13 protein-coding genes are annotated in these 20,591 nt (G+C 54.3%); all 13 read left to right on the top strand.

The window, feature by feature from the left end; translation table 11 throughout:
• The first annotated feature begins 5 nt into the window (after nt 1-5).
• Nucleotides 6-503 carry a class I SAM-dependent methyltransferase gene (locus ACYQ11_RS02690; RefSeq protein ID WP_459922194.1) on the top strand — a complete coding sequence of 166 codons (498 nt, stop codon included), beginning with the start codon at nt 6-8 and terminating at the stop codon, nt 501-503.
• Between the two features lie 56 nt (nt 504-559).
• Nucleotides 560-6,160: an O-linked N-acetylglucosamine transferase family protein gene (locus ACYQ11_RS02685; RefSeq protein WP_459922193.1), complete on the top strand. Its 5,601-nt coding sequence runs from the start codon at nt 560-562 to the stop codon at nt 6,158-6,160.
• 304 nt (nt 6,161-6,464) lie between these two features.
• Nucleotides 6,465-7,091, top strand: coding sequence for a winged helix-turn-helix domain-containing protein (locus ACYQ11_RS02680; RefSeq protein WP_459922192.1), 627 nt, complete (start codon nt 6,465-6,467; stop codon nt 7,089-7,091).
• Between the two features lie 11 nt (nt 7,092-7,102).
• Nucleotides 7,103-8,140, top strand: a complete 1,038-nt coding sequence (locus tag ACYQ11_RS02675; protein ID WP_459922191.1) for a GDP-mannose 4,6-dehydratase — start codon at nt 7,103-7,105, stop codon at nt 8,138-8,140.
• Entirely contained in the window at nt 8,137-10,011 is a 1,875-nt protein-coding gene (locus tag ACYQ11_RS02670; RefSeq protein WP_459922190.1) for an N-acetylneuraminate synthase family protein, read from the top strand. The genes ACYQ11_RS02675 and ACYQ11_RS02670 overlap by 4 nt, the downstream gene beginning before the upstream one ends.
• A 118-nt stretch (nt 10,012-10,129) precedes the next feature.
• Nucleotides 10,130-11,083: a glycosyltransferase family protein gene (locus ACYQ11_RS02665; protein WP_459922189.1), complete on the top strand. Its 954-nt coding sequence runs from the start codon at nt 10,130-10,132 to the stop codon at nt 11,081-11,083.
• Nucleotides 11,080-11,769 carry an acylneuraminate cytidylyltransferase family protein gene (locus tag ACYQ11_RS02660; protein WP_459922188.1) on the top strand — a complete coding sequence of 230 codons (690 nt, stop codon included), beginning with the start codon at nt 11,080-11,082 and terminating at the stop codon, nt 11,767-11,769. The genes ACYQ11_RS02665 and ACYQ11_RS02660 overlap by 4 nt, the downstream gene beginning before the upstream one ends.
• A 127-nt stretch (nt 11,770-11,896) precedes the next feature.
• Complete coding sequence (locus tag ACYQ11_RS02655) at nt 11,897-12,838, top strand: hypothetical protein (RefSeq protein ID WP_459922187.1); 942 nt, start codon at nt 11,897-11,899, stop codon at nt 12,836-12,838.
• A 3-nt stretch (nt 12,839-12,841) separates the two neighbouring features.
• The gene (locus ACYQ11_RS02650) at nt 12,842-14,263 is read left to right on the top strand and encodes a tetratricopeptide repeat protein (RefSeq protein WP_459922186.1); all 1,422 of its coding nucleotides are present in this window, start codon (nt 12,842-12,844) and stop codon (nt 14,261-14,263) included.
• Nucleotides 14,264-14,286: 23 nt separating this feature from the next.
• The gene (locus tag ACYQ11_RS02645; RefSeq protein ID WP_459922185.1) at nt 14,287-15,447 is read left to right on the top strand and encodes a DegT/DnrJ/EryC1/StrS family aminotransferase; all 1,161 of its coding nucleotides are present in this window, start codon (nt 14,287-14,289) and stop codon (nt 15,445-15,447) included.
• Nucleotides 15,448-15,473: 26 nt separating this feature from the next.
• Nucleotides 15,474-16,265 carry a sulfotransferase family 2 domain-containing protein gene (locus ACYQ11_RS02640; RefSeq protein WP_459922184.1) on the top strand — a complete coding sequence of 264 codons (792 nt, stop codon included), beginning with the start codon at nt 15,474-15,476 and terminating at the stop codon, nt 16,263-16,265.
• A gap of 126 nt (nt 16,266-16,391) precedes the next feature.
• Nucleotides 16,392-19,358, top strand: a complete 2,967-nt coding sequence (locus tag ACYQ11_RS02635) for a C10 family peptidase (RefSeq protein ID WP_459922183.1) — start codon at nt 16,392-16,394, stop codon at nt 19,356-19,358.
• A gap of 270 nt (nt 19,359-19,628) precedes the next feature.
• On the top strand, nt 19,629-20,591 hold the full coding sequence (locus ACYQ11_RS02630) for a TylF/MycF/NovP-related O-methyltransferase (RefSeq protein WP_459922182.1): 963 nt from the start codon (nt 19,629-19,631) through the stop codon (nt 20,589-20,591).

Here is a 20,591-nt window from a genome sequence, read left to right as displayed (position 1 = left end):
TGTTGATGGGGTGTGGTTCCCGAACGGTAAAAGATTTGTTTATCGGGGAACGCAGGGAATTTTCGAACCTGATTCGTCTTGACAATAATCCGGAACATCACCCCGACGTGGTCTGGGATTTGACACGGCACCCGCTTCCGTTCGACGATAACAGCTTCAATGAGATTCACGCCTATGAGGTCCTGGAACACCTGGCTTATCAGGGGGATTACGAATTTTTTTTCGCGGAATTTTCGGAATACTTTCGAATACTCAAGGACCGGGGTTTTTTTCTGGGATCGAGTCCGGCCAGGCATTCGGAATGGGCATGGGGTGATCCGTCTCATAAGAGGCTGATCCAGGCCGAGAATTTCGTTTATCTTGATCAGGACGAATACAAGGCCCAGGTGGGAAAGACACGCATGAGTGATTTCAGGTATATTTACAAGGCTCATTTCAAGCTGGTGTACAGTGAGATCAAGGACAAGACCTTTGTGTTTGTTCTTCAGGCCATCAAATCGTAGGCATCCCCGGCACTTTTCCGAACAATGACCCAAAGCCATAAACGATAAGGCGGACCATGGGGACAAAATCCAAGCCGAAAAAGAAAAAAAACAAGAAACACCCGGGGCATGAGCCCATCGAAAACGAGTTCGACAAGGCCTACGATCTCCATCGTCGCGGGCGGACAGACGAGGCCGACCGGTTGTACCGAATGATTCTGGGAAGACAGCCGAATCATCCGGACGCCCTTCATCTGGCGGGCCTCATCGCCCTTGAGCGGGAGCAGTTCGATACGGCACTCAGCCTGATTACCCGGGCCATCCGTGTTTATCCCAAAGCCGCACCTTATTATAATAACCTGGGGACGGTACTCCTGAAAAAGGGACAGCGTGACGAGGCTGTGACGGCGTACCGAAAAGCTCTTGAGATCGATCCTGATTACCCCGAGGCCCACAACAACCTGGGGACGCTTCTCAAGGACAAGATCGACCTCACGGGAGCAATCCGCTGTTTTGAAACCGCCGTCAGGCTCAATACCGGTTTTTCGGTGGCCTACTACAATCTTGGAACGGTCCTGTGCGATCAGGGCAGGATTCCCGCCGCCGTCGCTGCCTACCAAAAAGCTCTGGCCATCAATCCGGATTTTTTTGAGGCCCATTCCAACCTGCTCTACACCCTGCATTTTACAGACACCTATACCCCGCAGGACATCTGGCGTGAGCATCAGAGCTGGGCGCGCCGCGTGGAAGAGCAGGGGGGGCGGGGCGGTGCCGTGGAACCGTCGGATCCCGATCCGGACCGGAAACTCAATATCGGATATCTTTCCCCGGATTTCTGCACCCATTCGGTGGCGTTTTTCATCGAGGAGGTGCTGTCCCATCATGACAGAAACAAGGTGACGGTTTTCTGCTATTCCAATACCCCCGCGGCCGACGATTACACCCAACGGTTCCGTGAACTGGCCGATCACTTTCGGGACATCAAAACCCTGTCCGATGCCGACGCGGCGGAGCTGATCCGAAAGGACCGGATCGACATTCTGGTGGATCTGGCCGGTCATACCCGGAACAACCGGCTTTTGGTATGTGCCCGCAGACCCGCACCGATTCAAGTGACCTGGCTGGGGTATCCCGACACCACCGGGCTTTCGGCCATGGATTACCGGCTCACCGACGCCGTCGCCGACCCGGTTGGCGAAGCCGATCAGCGCCATTCGGAAACCCTGATCCGGCTGCCCCAGGGATTTCTCTGCTACCGTCCTGCCGGGGAGTTCTACCCGGTGTCCGGACTTCCCATGGCCCATGCGGGGGGGGTGACCTTCGGGTCATTCAACAACAACTCGAAAATTGCCCCGAAGGTCATCGCGACCTGGGCCGCCATACTCAAACGTGTGCCCGGATCGAGGCTGAAGCTCAAGGCCCGGTCTCTCGGTGATTTCGAAACCCGCAAGGCCGTTCTTGAAGGGTTCGAAGACCACGGCATCCCGTCCGAACGCATCTGGTTCGAAGGATACCGGGTCACCCTGAAAGAGCATTTTCTGCTCTACGGCAGCGTGGACATCGCCCTGGACACCTTTCCCTACAACGGCACCACGACCACCTGTGAGGCCCTTTGGATGGGCGTCCCGGTTATCGCCCTTGCCGGCGATCACCATGTGTCACGGGTCGGTCAAAGCATCCTCACCCATGTGGGCCTGACGGAGCTGATCGCTGATTCTTCTGAGGATTATATCGAGAGAGCCGTGGCGCTGGCCCGTGATCCGGAACGTCTCGGTGCGCTTCGATCCTCCCTGAGGGGACGGATGATCGATTCGCCGCTCTTGGACGCCAATGGGTTTACGGCGGAGCTTGAAGGAGCCTTCCGGGCGATGTGGCGACGCCGGATCGACGGGCATAAGGTTCAGGACGAAACGGAGCCTGTCCTTGCGCCGGTTTATGACATTAACCTTCAGGCGCTCCGGAAACATCATCCGCACATTCTCCCGCTTCTCGATGAATCGTTGCCCGAGACCCTGGACCTTGTTCTGACCGGACCGGGTTCACCGAACATTCGCGTGACCGATGAAACCGGGCGTGCCCGTCTTTTATATTCCGAACGTGATCCCGCTGTGGTGCGATCATCGCTTTCAAGCGCTGCGGGGGCCATCAGGGGCAAGACCATCTGCGTGCTGGGTGCCGGGCTGTTTCTCGATGCCCCCGCCCTGTTGGACCTTTCGGGTAAAACCAATCTCATCGTTTTTTTCGAAGCCTCACCCGCCGTTTTTCGAGCGGCGATGACCATCAAGGACCTTTCCTCTGTTCTGGCACACCCCCATGTCCGGCTGGCCATCGGCGACGCCGCCGATCCTTATGTGATGCTTAACGAGGAACGGGATAGGATGCTGACCCTTGAACCGGCCGTGTTTTTGGAAGACAAGAAGGTGGTCGGCCTCTCGCCGGAATGGTACAAAATCAGGAAAACCATGTTTGAAAGGTTTCTCGGCAGGAGGCAAACCTCACTTCACACAACGGCCGTTTCCGGGAAGCATTTCCTTGAGAACAGCTTTCGGAACCTTCCGGCCATGGCTGTATCCAGACCCATAGGTGACCTTCGGGGCAGGTTCGGTGGATGTCCGGCCATTCTGGTGGCGGCGGGGCCGTCGCTGTCGAAAAACGTTCATCATCTGACATCCGTCGGCGACAAGGCTCTTATCATCGCCGCCGACTCGGCCCTGGCGCCGCTGATGGCCCGGGGCGTCACACCCCACATGGTCGTTTCGGTGGACAACAACGACTTTACCTTCGAAAAACTGGCCCCGTTCATCGACGCACTGGCGGATGTCGATCTGGTGTATCTGTCCACCGTCACGCCGAAAATCCCCAACGGCATCCGATTCAAGGCCATGTATTACACATTCCCGGATGCCGTTCTTCAGGCTTTGTTTGGTCGCCTTTTCGGTCGTGAGGGCGCCGACCTCGAAGACATTCATTCGGTCATTCATCTGGCCCTTGCCGCGGCCCAGGTTTCGGGGTGTGATCCCATCATCTTTACCGGACTTGACCTGGCATTCTCGGGAAACCGGGATCATGCCGACGGAACGCTCCTCCACTGGGGAAACGATCGGCTTCCGGAGCGGTCCGTCGTGATGGTCGAAGGTGTTGACGGGGCCATGGTGCCCACGCTGCCCGGCTTTGTGGGAATGCTGGAGATCTGCCGGCGGATGATCCGGACCGTTCCGGATCGGACCTATATCGATGCCACCGAGGGCGGGGCGAAAATCAAGGGGACGATCATTCAGCCTTTGGAGATCACCCTAAACAGTCTGGGGCACTCTGGTGTTGATCGGGCCCGGCCCGAAGCCGTCTGCTTCGACGTTTCGGCTTACAGACGGCTGCAGGTGGAACTCGGGCGCCTGCACCATGAGCTTGAACGGTGCATGGAGAGGATCGATCAGTATGACAGGGAACGGATGCGGGTCGATGAGCATATGGAAAAGCGGGGAGGCCCTGTTGATCCGGCATCCCTTCCTGAAGGCATTCGTCGCTCGGTCAGGCTCATGGATTCGATCAACACCGGCCTTGAAAACGAACCGGTGGTCCTGTTTGTGAAGAGCATCATGGCTGAATTCCACAGCCGTTACAAGGAACTTGACATCCGTGTGATGGAAAACGACGCCGCGCCGGCCCAGCGTTTCGCTGCGGTAATGAAGCAACAGTGCTTCGTCCAGACGGTTCGGAAAAACGCTTTGTCGATTCTTGCCGAAGAAGTCGGGAAGGCAGGGGCTTTGCTGGCTGATATCATCGCGTTTGAGGACCCGGGACACGATGGGTGGGAACCTGTTGTTTCGCTCATCAAACGGTTTTATCTGGTTCTTACGGAAACGCTGCTTGAAAGTATGACGTTCAAGCCGGAACATGACTGCTGTCGGGGCACAATCGCCCTTATGCGTGCACAGATCAATCGGGCCGAATCTCTGTTTCAGAACGCCGTGGCTATCAATCCTTCCCTTGGCCCTCTCGTCAGCTCGATAAAAAAGGAGGCCGTCGACAACTGGCTCACAGATGACCGACGCCTGCCGTCATGGCGTCTTGCGCAGCTTGACCGGGTGCTTGAGCTTGAGCCCGGACACATTGTCGCCCGTGAATTGAAAAAAACGATGCTGATCGACCGGACAAGGTCTCTGATCAGCCGGGGACTTCATGAAAACGCCTTGCGTGAACTTTCTGCTGAAAAGGATCTATCGGTCTTTCACAATAATCCGCTTGAGAAGATGTATTCGGACCTGGTTCGTGAATACGGCACCCCGGCCCAGGTGATCGATCTGGTAAAGACGACCATGATCGACGATGAAAAACGACCCGGGGCCCTCGCCCTTGTCCGGAACACATTGAGAAAGGCGTTTGTCGCCGGCGGCGTGTCGATGGACATGTCCTGGCTTGGCCAGCTGGCGTCTCTGGCCGGAAGCCATATCGAGGCGAGACTGCTCCTGCAGGAGATATTCTGGTATTTTTTCATGGACCGTCCCGTACGAATCATTCGAAAAACAATGTCCGCAGCCGAACGAAACGAAACACAATCTCTTCTTGAAACATGGAAGGCCGTGAGGGACCTGATCCCTGACTGGTTCTATATCGAATCTCACATCATGCTGGCCCTGGGCCGATATGAAGACGCTGAACTCATCCTGAAAAAGGCCCTTTCCCTGGAGAAGGACACCGTTCGACTGAGGGGTCGCGAGGGAACAGTGGACTACCAGCTGGGAATCGTTGCCCTCTACCGTGGGGACGACGACCTGGCTTTGGAACGTCTCTGTGATGTGGCGTGGCGTTACCCGGACGAGGCCTTTGGACTGATGGCCGCCCTGCTTCTCGCAAGGAAGAGGCACGCCGAGAAGGCCCGGGCGCTTATGGCGGATATGGTTAAGGCGAACAACGGCCCGGCCTGGTTCAAGGCCGTGAGAGAGGCCCACCTGGAGAGCGATCTTTTTCGGGCGTTTAGCCGCTTCGATGCCCTGCCGTTTTTGGCCGCCTATTTTGCCCTGGTCGGAAAAAGCTTCATAACGGGAGGGCTGACCGATTTGGGGACGACGTTTTTGAGGGCGGCCGTGAATCATGATCCCGGCGTACTCGCATTGGATGAGGGGGCCTGGATGAAGGATGCGGTTCAAACGGGGTGGAGGCAGGAAATTGAACAGATCGCGGATGATCTGGATAAAGGCCTGTCTGCTTCCGCTGAAAAACGCCTTGGAGAGTGGTGGGCAACCCGATTCGCCCTCGATGATTACCACATTGTCGCTGAGAACGTCATCGAGCGGATTCATGGCCCTGAACGGGTCATGGCTTATCTTGAAGACGCCGTGGATGAGCGTGCCGATGATCCGGGGCTCTTTTTATGTTATGCGCGACGGCTGTTCGAGCATGGCCGGCGGGACGAGGCTGAGGCCATATTGGATCAGACGGCTTCCGATAACGGGCAGGCGCTTGTTCTCCGGGAACAGATGGGGGATGTGTGGCTCCGGGAAAATCAATGTGAAAAGGCTCTTCGCATGTATGAAAAATACCTGAGCGCAATGCCGGACAGTATGACTGTCCTGAAAAAAATCGGAGACGTCTATCAACGCATGGGGCTGCACGATGCCGCGAAAATGGCCTACGAAACGGTTCTTGCCCGGGAAATGTCAAGGGGGGACAAACACTGATCATCCGCATCAGGGTCGCTGTAAATAATAATAGCTCCAAAAGGCCTCAGAGATGCATGATGGGGAGAATAGTTTATTCCGAAGCCCTAACTTATCCTGCCTGCGGTCTGAAGATTGAAAAAAAGCTTGATTTATCGGTGCCGGCCCTTTATTGTATTGGAAACCGTCCACTCATTGAATGGACTATTCGGGGCTGCTTACCTCTCATCTGACACGATTCATTATTTTGCTTGATAGTATTCGGCCTTTATTGGTTAATCCGCTGTCGCCGCCGTGCCACGGCGGCGAATGATTGACAGGATGCATGATGATCGAGCCTTTCAAATCGACCTATCTGTTGCCGACGAAAGAATACCGCTGTCTTTCCGTGCTGTTCGCCATCAACGAATCGTCGGAAAACAGTCAGAGCGACATCGGTGAAAAGACCAATTTAAGCAGTTCCATGGTCAACAACTATATCAAATCCTTCAAACAGGACAATTTGATTACCGTGACCGGGGCGACAAACCGAACCCAGAACTATTATCTCACGGACAAGGGGCGTTCGGTTCTATCCCGGTTGCTGATGGGGTATTCCGCTGAAATCGTACAGCTTTATTCAGCGGTCAAAAAAGAGATCAGCCTCATCCTGAACGGATTTTACGACGAAGGCATCCGAACCGTGGTGCTTTTTGGTGCGGCGGAAACGGCGGAAATCGTCCATGCGGCGATCAAGGCCACGGATCTTGTGGTGATCGGCATCGTCGACAGCTCCAAGGAGAAGCAGGGGAAACCATTCAACGGATTGACGATTCGGAATCCGTCTGAAATCATGCGGATCAAGCCCGATGGGGTGATCATTACATCCTTTGGCCGTCAGGAAGAGATTTTTAACGAGGTGATGAACCTGGTTGACAACCGGATCAAAATCAAAAAACTATCCACCCTGTGAAAGGTTACGTCATGGATATCCTGATTACCGGAATAACGGGAATGGCCGGCAGTCATATGGCTGAATACCTCTTGAATCGAGGAGACTGCCGCGTTCACGGAACGTTGAGATGGCGGAGCTCCCATGAAAACATTGCAGGGATTGAAGATAGAATCATGCTTCATTCCTGTGAGCTTCGCGATCCCCATGCTGTCAACCGTCTGCTTCAGACTGTGCGCCCGGATGTGATTTTTCACTTCGCCGCCCAGAGCAGTGTCCAGCAGAGCTGGAATTCCCCGCAGGATACCATCGTCAACAACATCACGCCCGAGTTGAATCTGTTTGAATCCATCCGTTTTTTGGAATTGTATGATACGACCCTTCTGGTGCCGGGAAGCTCCGAGGAATATGGTCTTGTTTATGAATCGGAACTTCCCGTCTCGGAACTGAACCCCCTGAGACCCATGAGTCCCTATGCCGTGAGCAAGGTCACCCAATCCGCCCTTGGTTTTCAATATTTTCAGAATTACGGGCTCAAGATCATTCGGACCCGATCCTTCAATCATACCGGTCCCAAACGAAGCGATATGTTCGTGACATCGAGTTTCGCAAAACAGATCGCTGAAATCGAACTGGGGCTCAAGCCGCCCGTGATCAAGGTGGGGAACCTTTCGGCCCGGCGAGACTTTTCCGATATTCGCGACATCGTCCGGGCTTACGATCTCGCCGTAAGGCATGGTGTGCCCGGCGAGATCTACAACATCGGTTCGGGGATTTCATACGGCATCCATGAGATTCTTGACATGTACCTGTCCATGAGCAATACGGATATCGGGATCGAGGAGGACCCTGAACGCCTGAGGCCCTCGGACGTCCCGGAATTGCGATGCGACTACGGCAAATTCCATGCGGCGACCGGGTGGCGTCCGACCATTCCCATTGAGCGGACCCTTAGGGACCTGCTCGACGACTGGAGGAAAAAACTTCGCCGCGTCCATGGATTGACCGTGAAAAAGGGCTCGGCAGGGTTTTCGGAAACCACCATTCGCAGATTGCAGGCAGGCGCGTGACCCAGACGATTTCCATAGACGGCAGGCTGATCGGCAGTGACCACCCGACGTATATCATCGCCGAAATCGGCATCAACCATAACGGTAATCCTGATATCGCAAAGGCATTGGTGGATGCGGCCGCACAGGCAGGGGTTCATGCCGTTAAATTCCAGAAACGCTGCCTTGAAAGTCTTTACAGCGCGGATGTTCTTCAGAATACGGACAAATACGAACAGAATTTTCAGTACATGATACCCCTTCTCAAAGAGGTGGAACTGTCTGAAGAAACAATGGCCGATCTGAAAGATTATGCCGAATCCCAGGGCTTGACCTTCATCTGCACCCCGTTTGATCTCCCCAGCGCCGAATTCCTCCACCGCATCGGTGTGGCGGCGTTCAAAATCGCCTCGGCCGATCTCAATAACTGCGACCTCGTTCATTATGTCGCGGGGCTGGGAAAACCCATGATCGTTTCAACGGGCATGTCCTACTGGCCCGAAATACAACAAACCGTCGGGAGGATCAAGGCCTCCGGCTCCCCCTTTGCGCTGCTTCATTGCCGGAGCTCTTATCCGGTCTGGCCCAGGGAAGTGAACCTCAGGATGATTGACCGCCTGAAAACCTTCGGTGTTCCCGTGGGCTATTCGGGGCACGATATTGGGATCATCATTCCCCTGATCGCCGCGTCGATGGGGGCCTGCATCATTGAAAAACACATCACGCTCGACAAAACCATGGACGGACCCGACCACAAAATCAGTCTGGAACCGTTCGAGTTGAAGCGAATGGTCAGGGATATCAGTGTTTCGGACCAGGCCATGGGTAAGGAACAGAGGTTTCTTCTCCGGGGAGAGGTCCTCAATCGTGAGCTTTTCGGAAAAAGCCTTCATGCCCGGTGCGATATCGGCAAAGGCGAAATCATCACCCGGGACATGGTTTCGGTGATCGGGCCGGGGAAGGGTCTGCCGCCATCCAAGCTCGATCAGTTGGTCGGGACCCGGACCGTTCGCGCTATTCCCAAAGGCGCCTTTTTTTCAGAAGAGGATATCAACGCGAGCGATACGCACCTGATATGCAATGATTTCAAATCAGAATGGGGACTCATTGCCCGATACGACGATTTTGAAGCCATGGTGGATTTCAGGCCTAAGGTCATTGAATTTCATTTCACGGAGAATGACCTGACCCGGGCTTATCTCCCGCCGAAAAAATATGAGCAGTCGCTGGTCGTTCATGCGCCGGAGTACATGGGGCACAGGTTGTTCGACCTTTGCGCGGAAAACGAGTCGATCCGCAAGGAGTCCCTTGGCATCGTGTCAAAAACCGTTGAGATAGCCGGGCGTCTTGCCCCTTATTTCAACGGTGCGGCTCCCAAGATCATTGCCCATCCCGGCGCCATGAGCCTGAATACCAAGTTGAAACGCGATGTGTTGAAACGGCGGCTCAAACAATCCGTGAATGAAATGAACGCAAGGGGTTTTGAAATTCTTCTTGAAAATCTTCCCCCCTATCCCTGGTATTTCGGCGGTGCCTGGAAAGGCAATTATTTCATGAGCGCCGAGGAAATCGCATCGTTTTGTGATGAAACGGGAATGAACATCTGTTTCGATCTTTCCCACGCAGCCTTGTATTGCAATGCTAAAAACAAACGCCTCACCGATTTCATCAAAACCGTATATCCGTATATCCGTCACATTCATTTTGCCGACGGCTATGGTCTTGACGGTGAGGGCGTTCAGATTGGTGAGGGCGACATCGATTTCGATGCCGTCATGCCTCTTTTCAAGGATTATCGGGGAACGTGGGTGCCCGAAATCTGGCGGGGCCATCTTTCGAACAGCCGGGGGTTCATCGAAGCCCTCAAACGGCTTTCCACCTACGGTTTATAGCGCATTCGAATGGCATTTTATCATCGGTCTGATTTTTAATCGTCGACCTTTGCCGTATCGGTCAGCCACATTTTACTTGTTTAGAGTGGTCGATGTGTAATCGAGGGGGCGGAGCTGTATGAAAATCCTGATGATCACGGATAATGATCCGGCCGGAATGGGAATCGCCTTTTGCAATGCCGTCAACCGGTACTCCGGCCATACCTGCCGTCTGATCACCCGGGACATCCGCTATAACTTCATGTTCGAAAAGGATTTGCATCTTCCCTATCTGGATTCCGACGGATGGGACGAGGTGGCGGAACTCCTTAAAAAGAGCGACGTTTTCCATTTTCACATGACTTCGGATGAATACACCGACCTTGGGCCGCTTAGACCCGTTGATTTCATCACGGGGAAAATGGTGGTTCACCATCATCACGGTCACCCGGATTTTCGGGGGAACCCGGAGAAATATCGCCAAAAATACAGGGAACGCGGCCGCCGGAACCTGCTGGTCAGCACCCCCGACCTCCTCAGGCTTCTTCCTGAAGCACGGTGGATTCCCAATATCGTACCCGTGTTTGACGAGCGGTTCATGCCCCAGGAGAGACCGGCTGACAAAACGGTCCGGGTCTGCCAGTCTCCAACCCGGAAAGAATTGAAAAACACCCTGGATTTGATCGAAACAATGGATGAGGTGTCGAAAACCCATCCCCAGGCGGAAACGGTCATCATCGAAAACACGGCCTACGACACCTGCCTTTCCATCAAGCGATCCTGTGACATCCATTTCGATCACATGCAGGGATATTTCGGCGTGTCGTCGCTGGAATCCCTGAGCCAGGGCAAGCCGGTGATCGCGGGACTCGATGACTGGAACATCGCCTGTATCAAGGAATTCACCGGGGCCGACGCCTTGCCCTGGGTTTGCGCCCGAAACAGGGATCAACTCAAGCCGTGTCTGGAATCGCTCATCGATGACCGGGCAGAACGGCTTGAGATCGGCAGGCGCAGCAGGACCTTCATGGAGCAGGCGTGGACCGAAAAGCACGTTGTCGAACACCTGATAAGCACTTACAACCGCTCATGAGCCTTGACGGAACCCGGCAAAAAGAAGCCGTCGCAATCATTCCCGCACGCGGGGGATCAAAGGGCATTCCCAAAAAAAATATTGTCGATTTATGCGGCAAACCCTTGATTGCCTACACCATCCAGGCCGCCCTTTCGGCCCGGAAGATAACGAGGGTCGTTGTTTCGACCGAAGACGAGGACATCGCCGACGTTGCACGGGCCTTTGGGGCGGAGGTCCCTTTTTTACGCCCGCGGGAACTGGCCGGCGATACCGCGAGCATTGGCGATGCCGTGTCGTACACACGAAAACGGCTCGGCATGACCCGTGAGGCCTGTGTTCAATTGTATCCGACATCGCCCTTCAGGACCCCAGCGTTCATCGATGACATGCTGGACATTCTGTTCAGCGGCTACAGCAGCGTAACCACCGTCAAACAGGTGCATGTCGATCCCCGGTTTTTGTTTTATCAGGATAAAGAAACAAAGGGGCTGGTCCCGCTGTCGGATGAAAAAGCCCCCATCCCCGGCTGGAAACGGTATTACCGGTCCTATCCGCTTTTTTTGGGTCATATGGCACAACAGCCTGAAAAACATTATTTTTTCGATTTGACCGACAAGTGCATGCTGATCGATGTCGACACCGTTCAGGACCTTCGATGGGCTGAAGCCGTCATTAAAAACAATCTTTTTGATTTTGGATTCTGATGTGTTGACCGCCCTGATCCCCATACGGTGTGACGACCGATCCTTTTGGGCCTCCGAAACCGGGCTGAGGCACATCGATCTGTTCCTTGACAGAATCCGGACAACCGGGGGCGTTGACCGGTGTCTCGTGATCACAAACAATCCCGCCGCCGCCGCGCTGTCGGAGAAGAAGGGCCTCCGGCATCTGATCCTGCCCATCCCCGGAGACATGTCACGGCCCTTTACCTTCGATGAGATCCGCAGGCTTGCTATGGCGGTGGCGCACGAGGAACCCGACCTGAACGGAGCGCTGCTTTTCGTCGATCACCGCAACCTGCTCCTGTCTTCCGATGACCTCGATCGGGCGATATCAAAGGCGTCTCTGAATGCCGGCACCTGTCTGATCGGTCTGTGCGTGTCACCCGATCATGCCTGTCAGTTCAAATCCTTTCATATGTTTGTTGGATGTGAGGTTTTGGAATTCAACGCCGAAAACCATGGGTGTCGATCGGGCGGCCTCACGAACGAAACGGTGTTGGCCGACATGGCGTTTCGCCTCCATGATGAAAAACATGTCATGATTTCGGTTTGTTCACGCGAGAACCGGTGCCTCGTTGCCGTGGAGGGGAAAGACGGCCCGATGGATCCTTTGGTCGTTCAGGCCATCCCCTATGACGCCGATGGACCGGATTATCGACATGCCGTCGAATTTCAGGCCGCCGGCGCAGGATACGAGCAGTCTATGGAGGTCCGGGCCGATCAAATCGACGGACTCATTGTGGTTCTTAAACAACAATCGCTTGACGGCGTCTTCGATGCCATCGAGAATTTTTCACCGTCGTCGGCCTATTGGACATTCAATCCCACAGGAAATCTTGCCGTGAGTCTGACGGGCCGGCCGCTGACCGGTCGGCAATTGTTTCAACCCACACTGGTTTTCGACGGCTCGCTCTGCCTGGCCGGCGTCAGTTGCCTCACGGACACCGCTTCGCACCCGACCTGTGATTTCATGGTACTTGAGAACTCCTGCATCGTGTCTGACTGGATTGACTATCATTATGTTGCATCCCATGATCCGGACAAGCGGTAAGCGATGCTTTATTTGTCCTCGACGATAACCGACAGGGATCTGGTGAAGGGTGCCGTGCACGTGATTCAGACCCGGTCAGAGAGTGCGTTCAGCGTTTTCAAGCTGTTTGATATCATGCCTTCAGGTGCGTTTCCGGTGTCGTTCCGGATATCGTGCGTCAATCGGCTCATCAAGGCATCCCGACTCGATCAGGCGATGGCCCTCCTTGTTTCGGTCGATTGGTCCACAATCCGGGAATGTGAACTCAAAGGCCTTGATCTCACGTCATTCATGGCGGCTGTGCCCTGCATGGCCGAAAGGGATGACTTTCCGATGCTGCTTGGGCTTTTTTCGAAGGCCCACGGCCTTGATGATGACCACCGCATCCGTTTCACGCTGGATGTTTCAAGCCGATTGATCATGGAGGGCATGAGGGCGTGCGCCGAGACGATTCTTCGGGGTATTTCGCCCGCGCATGTTGCAAACGACGACCATCTGGCCGACCTTGGGCTTCAGTTCATCCAGGTATCCCGGTTTGACGAGGCCGACACAATTTTTAAAATGGCCGGGGAAAGACAAAAGAAACACCCCCCCCTTGCGGTGTATGAGGCCGTGAACACCATGTGCCGGGGAGACCACGATGCCGCGTTATCCCTGCTCGACAGCCTCGCCGTCTCCGGAAACGACGCCCCGCTGATCCTGTGCTGGAAAGCCAAAATGCTCAATTACGCAGGGCATCATCATGATGCCCTGGTCTGGGCTCAACGGGCGTTGGAGTACACAACAACCGGCCGGCCGGTTCAACGCTGCTACTGCCTTGTTGAATGCGGGAACTCCCTGCGGTCCCTGGGGAAAACGGAAGATGCGCTCGTTTGTTACGAAAAGGCCATGGAAAAAGAGATGGGCGCCGTTTTCTGGCTCTGGATCGCCTGCTTTGAAAAGGCGATGGCTTTGACGGCCCTGGGGCGGCCGGCGGACGCTCTCCGTGCCGCGGAAAAAGGGTGCTCATATGTATCACCGAGATTCAATACTATTTTCAATCCATGTACCGTGATGAGACGGTTTCTGGACCATCGTCTGGGAAGGGATGCCGATCTTCCCTTCAATGAGCAGATTGACCAAGTGAGGTTGTGGCCCTGGCCGTATTATCCCTACAATCTCTGGATGCTGATCCTGATCGGGATTATCCGGGAAGAGCAGGGGGGGGAGGATGTCATGAACCTCCTCGATCCGGATGTTGAATGCCCCGTTTTTGCACGAACGGTTAAGAGAAAATCCTCTGGGCAAAGAGCCTGCGGGACCGGCCGCATTCACTCCGAAGACATCTTGTTCTCTCGCCTCTGGTTACACGACGACAACATCAATGTCCTGCGGGATATCCTGTCGGGCAGGACACTCGGGCCCGGCGGTCTGTTTTCTCTCGGGTGCGATGCATCAACGCAATGACATGGACACGGGCAACTTCTTTTATGCTTAAATCAACCAGGGATGATGCATCCCCCGGCATGGACGCTCCCCTGCATGTGGGACGCCCCAACATTGGTGACCGAAACCGGTTCGCAAAGCGGTTGGACGATATTCTCGACCGTGCCTGGCTGACCAACGCCGGACACTATGTTCAGGCCTTCGAAAAAAGGGTTTCGGAAGTGACCGGCGTGCGGAACTGTATTGCCATGTGCAATGGAACCATTGCCCTTGAAATCGTCATAAGGGCTCTGGGGTTGACCGGTGAGGTGATCGTGCCGTCCTTTACCTTCATCGCAACGGCCAACGCCCTTCAATGGCAGGAAATAACCCCTGTTTTTTGCGACATCGATCCCGTGACCCATACCCTTGATCCCTCACGGGTCGAGATGATGATCACGCCGAGGACGACGGGAATCATCGGCGTCCATCTCTGGGGGAGGGGCTGTAACGTTACGGCTCTAAAGGAGATTGCCGATCGGAGAAACCTGAAGCTGGTGTTCGATGCCAGCCATGCATTCGGCTGCACCGTAAACCAGAAGATGATAGGCGGGTTCGGAAACGCCGAAGTTTTCAGCTTTCATGCCACGAAATTCATCAACACCCTTGAAGGCGGTGCGGTCCTGACCAACGATGACGCGCTCGCGGACAAACTTCGGCTGATGAAAAATTTCGGCTTTACCCAATACGACAACACCGAGCATATCGGCATCAACGGGAAAATGAATGAAGTTTCTGCGGCAATGGGTCTGACCAACCTTGAAAGCATGGAGCACTTCATTGCGATCAACAGGCGCAATTACGAGCTCTACCGTTCCATGCTGTCCGGGACGCCCGGTCTTCACATGATTGAATACGATGCGATGGAAAAGAACAATTATCAGTATATTGTCCTTGAAGTCGATTCTACGAAAACCGGCATCAGCCGGGACGGCTTGATCGATCGCCTGCATGCGAACAAGGTTCTGGCTCGACGTTATTTTCATCCCGGATGCCATCGCATGATGCCCTACCGCTCCTATTTTCCCAATGCCGGCTTGATGCTTCCGGAAACCGAAAAACTTTCCGGTCGCGTGATCTGTCTGCCCAACGGGACCGCCATTGGTGAACGTGAAATCAACTACATCTGCGAGATCATTCAACGTGCGATCATGAAAAAAACATGATGGCTTCGTAAAACGCATTGATATCCATGCTCATCACACCTGATTTTGTATTCATATTTCTTCCCAAAACCGGAACGACGTTTGCCCGGGATGTGTTGCGCCGTGTTTTTGAAAAGGCGTCCTATCCCTATCACATCGTTTCGGCGGCCACACTTGAAAGCAAATACATCCCTGATTTCAAGAAAAAAATCACTTCAGACCATGGGCGTGTGGAACAGATTCCCATTGAGCATGCGGCCAAGCCGATCGTATCCATCATCAGAAATCCGTTTGAACGACTTGTTTCACTTTATCTTTTCAGGGCCTGGGAACGCCGACCTCAGGTTTTTCATGAAGAGCGGCTGCTTCAAAAATACCCGCATTTCCCGGACATTTCCTTCGGGGAGTTTGTCGCCCTGGCCTGCGACTGGGACATCCATCGTGTGCGCCCCCCCCATATTCCGCCTTTGTTGGGGCCACAGTCTCATCAATTCATCCATTTTTATTTCCACGATCCCGAATCGGCGATCGCGGGATATGATCGTATCGCGTTGTCTGAGCCGTCATGGCGGCAGAACATGGCAAATGTCCGATTTCTTCGCACGGAATCCCTTCGCAACGATCTGGTTGATTTTCTGACCGATTTTGGATTCAGCGCCTCTGATTTGCGCATGGTGCTTGAGCTGGAATCTAAGCAGGTCAGCTCTGGGCGAACGGGATCGTATCACCATTATTTTTCAGATGAGACCATTGCGCACACCCTGGATAAGGAGGCCATGCTTTTTCAGCTTTTCCCTGAATATCTTGAAGGGCAGGAATCTTTATTATTAAATGGATAAAAATGACTGGCGCCTTTTTGACAGACAAGATTGCCCCCCTTTTTTTTTAAGTTTTGATTCGCCTCAACCGATAAAAAATTAAATTGTAATGATTCCGGGGATTCAACATTTCGATGGGGGGGAACAATGATTTTATTGAGAGTCCTGTCTTTTTTTGCGCTTTTAATCTGTCTGTTTGCCGGTCAGCCCGCCTTTTCGGCAGACGTCACCCAAGAGGATGCGAAAAACGCAGCCGTCGGCTGGCTGAAACAAAGCCGGGCGAGGATGGGCGACAGCCTGCCGACACACATTAAAAATGTGGAGGATTACAACAACTACTATGTGGTCAACCTGAATCCGGAAGGGTTTATCATCCTTTCGGCCGACGACCTTGCCGAGCCCATTGTCGCTTTCTCGGCGAACGGTTCGTTCATCCCGGATGCAAACAACCCGCTTTTTACCCTTCTGAGCATCGATATGCCCGAGCGGAAGATGGCCGCCCAGGAACTTGAAATCGAGATTGAACGTCTCGAGGACAACAGGCAGATGTGGATGAGCGGGGAAAGCTTCATGGCATGGGGAAGGGCCGTTGACTCCAGATCGAAATGGGCCGATCTTCGCGCAAGGGGAGCTGCGGATGACTGGAGTGCGTCGGAAGGCGAACCCGATGATTCCTGGGAACGGTCGTCAAGCGTCTCCGATGTGCGAATCGCGCCTCTGATTCAAAGCAAATGGAGTCAGACAACCGCCCAGGGCATGGCCTGTTATAATTATTACTGCCCGCCCGGAGCCGCCGGGAGCTCGTCCAATTACCCCAGCGGATGTGTGGCCACCGCCATGGGACAGCTTATGCGTTTCTGGCAACACCCCGCCTCCGCTTCCGGCAACACCTATGTTTACGCCAACATGCCTCTGGACCCGCAAACCGATGCGACCCTGACCCAGACCGAGCGTATGGCCATCGGCCGGATTCTCAGGGATGCCGGTGCGGCCGTGAGCATGTCCTACGGTCCGTCGGAATCCTCGGCAAACCTGTTGATTGTCGACGACAGGCTGAAAGACACCTTCGGATACACGAATGCGGTGGATATGTACATCAGCGACGGGATTGGCGCCACGGATCGAAACAAGGTGCTCTGTACGAACCTGGCCGCCGGACTGCCGGTCATCATGGGCATACGCGGCACGGTCGGCGGTCATGCCGTTGTGACCGACGGGTTCGGATACACCAGCGGCACCCTTTACTATCACGTGAACCTGGGGTGGGGCGGTTCGTCTGACGCCTGGTACAACCTTCCGACCGTGGATACGACCTCTTACAACTTTACGGCGGTAAACGCCTTTATTTACAATGCGTATACCAGCGGTACGGGGGAATTGATTGCAGGCCGAATTACCGACACGGCAGGCAATCCCGTCAGCGGGGCCACCGTCAGCGCCACCGGCGGATATACGGCTACGACAAATTCAACCGGTTACTACGGCATCAGGGTGCCGGCCTCGAGCACCTATACCGTGACCGCGTCCAAAAGCGGGATGAAGACCGCCTCGATTTCGGGAATTTCCGTGGGCCGATCCGCATCGTATACCGTATGCGGGAATTACTGGGGGGCGGACCTGTCGTTGAACGCCTTCAGTTTTACGGCCTCGGCACTGGGTGATTCCGTGGTCCTGCGCTGGACCAAACCCAGCACCCTCGGCATGTCAAGCGATACGGTTTACATCCGCCACAGCACCAGCGATTATCCGGCCACGTCGGAAGACGGCACACTGGTTTACTCCGGCACCCTTCAGGAATTCGAACACACCGAACGCGACGGCACAGGTACTGTGACCAACTATTACACCATCTGGGGCAATGACGGATCGCCCTATGACGCCCTGTCGCCCGACAGCGATGACGTGCATGCGACCGGCACGCCCGATGCGTCGACGGTCGGTATGTACTGGTACAATTCCGCCAATGGCGATGTCTTTTCATGGAACCTTGCAAAAACAGGGCTCGTCAAAGGCGAAACGCCCACCATGGACGGCGCCAACGGGTATGTGGTGGTTGCCAATGACGACTATGATGACGACGGTGTGAAAGACCTGGTATGGTACAGCTCCGCTACCGCAAGGGTGTACGTCTGGTTCATGGGAAAAGACGGCTATTGCGATCTGTCCAAAGGTGAGAGAACCATCGAAAATGCCGACGGCAGCTATGTCTATACGGGCAAGGGGCTTTCCGGATACCAGGTCGTGGCCACGGGCGATTATAACGGCGACAGCGTCACGGATCTCGTCTGGTATTCGGCCGCAAGCGGCAAGGTGTATGTCTGGTTCATGAACACCGACGGAGACGGGAAGATATCGATGGTGGAAGACACCGGCTGGGCTTACACCGGCCAGGGGCTTTCCGGTTACGAAGTCGTCGCGACCCATGATTACAATGATGACGGCCTGACGGATCTGGTCTGGTATTCGGCCTCCGGCGGCAAGGTATATGTCTGGTTCATGAACACCGACGGCAACGGTAAATTATCGCTGGTCGAAAATACCGGCTGGGCCTACACCGGCCAGGGGCTTTCCGGCTACGAAGTCGTCGCCACCGGAGACTACAATGGCGACAGCGTATACGATCTGGTCTGGTATTCGGCCGCCAGCGGCAAGGTGTATGTCTGGTTTATGAATACCAACGGGGATGGGAAGATCTCGCTGGTCGAAAACACCGGCTGGGCCTATACCGCCCAGGGGCTCGCAGGTTATGAGGTCGTATCCACCGGTGATTACAATGGCGACAGCGTGACCGATCTTGTCTGGTATTCGGCCGCAAGCGGCAAGGTGTATGTCTGGTTTATGAATACCGACGGCAACGGTAAGATATCGATGGTTGAGAACACGGGATGGGCCTATTCCGGCCAGGGACTCAGCGGGTATTCGGTCGTTGTCGCCGGGGACTGCAACAAGGATTCCATCAGGGATCTTGTCTGGTACTCCACAACTGCCGGCAAGGTGTATGTCTGGTTTATGAATACCGACGGCAACGGTAAGATATCGATGGTTGAGAATACGGGATGGGCGTATTCCGGGCCAACCCAAGGCGGGCTGACCGTTCCGGCATTCAGCGAATAACCTCCGGGCCGATACCCGCCTTTACTGAAAACATGAAGCATCCGTAAACCAAAACGGTCAGTGAGTTTTCAAAACTCACTGACCGTCTTTTATCCGTTCTCCACCTGATTTCTAATCAGTTCCCCGTTTTTTACTCATACATAACCTATGACTCATTCATTTCTGAAAACATTTATCCTTCTTCGGCTGAAGCAGATCCTAAGGCATCTGTCCCCGACAGCCCGATTTGTCCTTTACGGGGAAGGGGCGCTGCTGAATCACGTCGTCCGGGTGTTCGAGACGATAGCGGATGACCGGCTTGCCGGTCTTCTTGTTCAAACACCCGGGTCGTCTGACGGGTGCGCTGGACGCTTTGTGCGCTTCACATCACACGAGACCCTGCCAAACGATGTGGAAGGCATCATAAGCTTGACGGTAAACGCGTTTTTTCATCATGACGCTCTGCGCTCTTTTTACCTTTTTGAAGGGCTTGATGCCGCAGATGTCCTCGATATCCTTGAGAACAAAGAGCCAGAGACAGAACACACTCCGCAGGGCGTTGAGCAGGGGATTCATCAGTTTCTTTGTTCGGCCCCTCACCATGGGGAATTCTGGGGATACGATGTCCGGCGTTTTGCCTGGTTCAAGGCCGCACAGGAAGCGGTGGTGTTTATGGAAAAACATCTTTTAAAGGCGCGTTGCTTTGAAAACAGATTCGATCTTCTGGCCTATGCCCTTTCAAAGGTGTCGGTGCCCGATGGGTTGTTTCTGGAATTCGGCGTCTTCAAAGGAGAGACCCTGAGGTTTATCGCAGAGAGGACAAAACAGACTGTCTATGGCTTTGATTCGTTCCGCGGATTACCGGAAGACTGGGAACAACTGATGCCCAAAGGCGCCTTTTACACCTTTGGCAAAGTGCCTGAGACAGATCAAGGCAACATTCGTTTTGTCAAAGGATGGTTTGCCGAAACGCTTCCCGCCTTTACGGAAAAACACAAAAAAGCCTGTGCATTCATTCATATCGACTGTGACCTTTATTCATCAACCCGTGATGTGCTGGATTCGTTAAAACGTTTTATCGTCCCGGGTACGGTGCTTGTCTTTGATGAACTCTATAACTTCCCCGGATGGCAGCGTCACGAGTACAAGGCTTTGATGGAGTTTGTTCAGGATTCTGCAATGGGCTGCGACTACCTGGGGTATGTGGGGCCCGGATGCCAGGTGGCCGTTCGAATGATGGATGAGACCAGATAA

Source organism: Desulfatiferula olefinivorans, from assembly GCF_054657895.1.
Note: the sequence above shows the minus strand (reverse complement) of the source record. Positions and strands in the feature narration are given on the sequence as shown.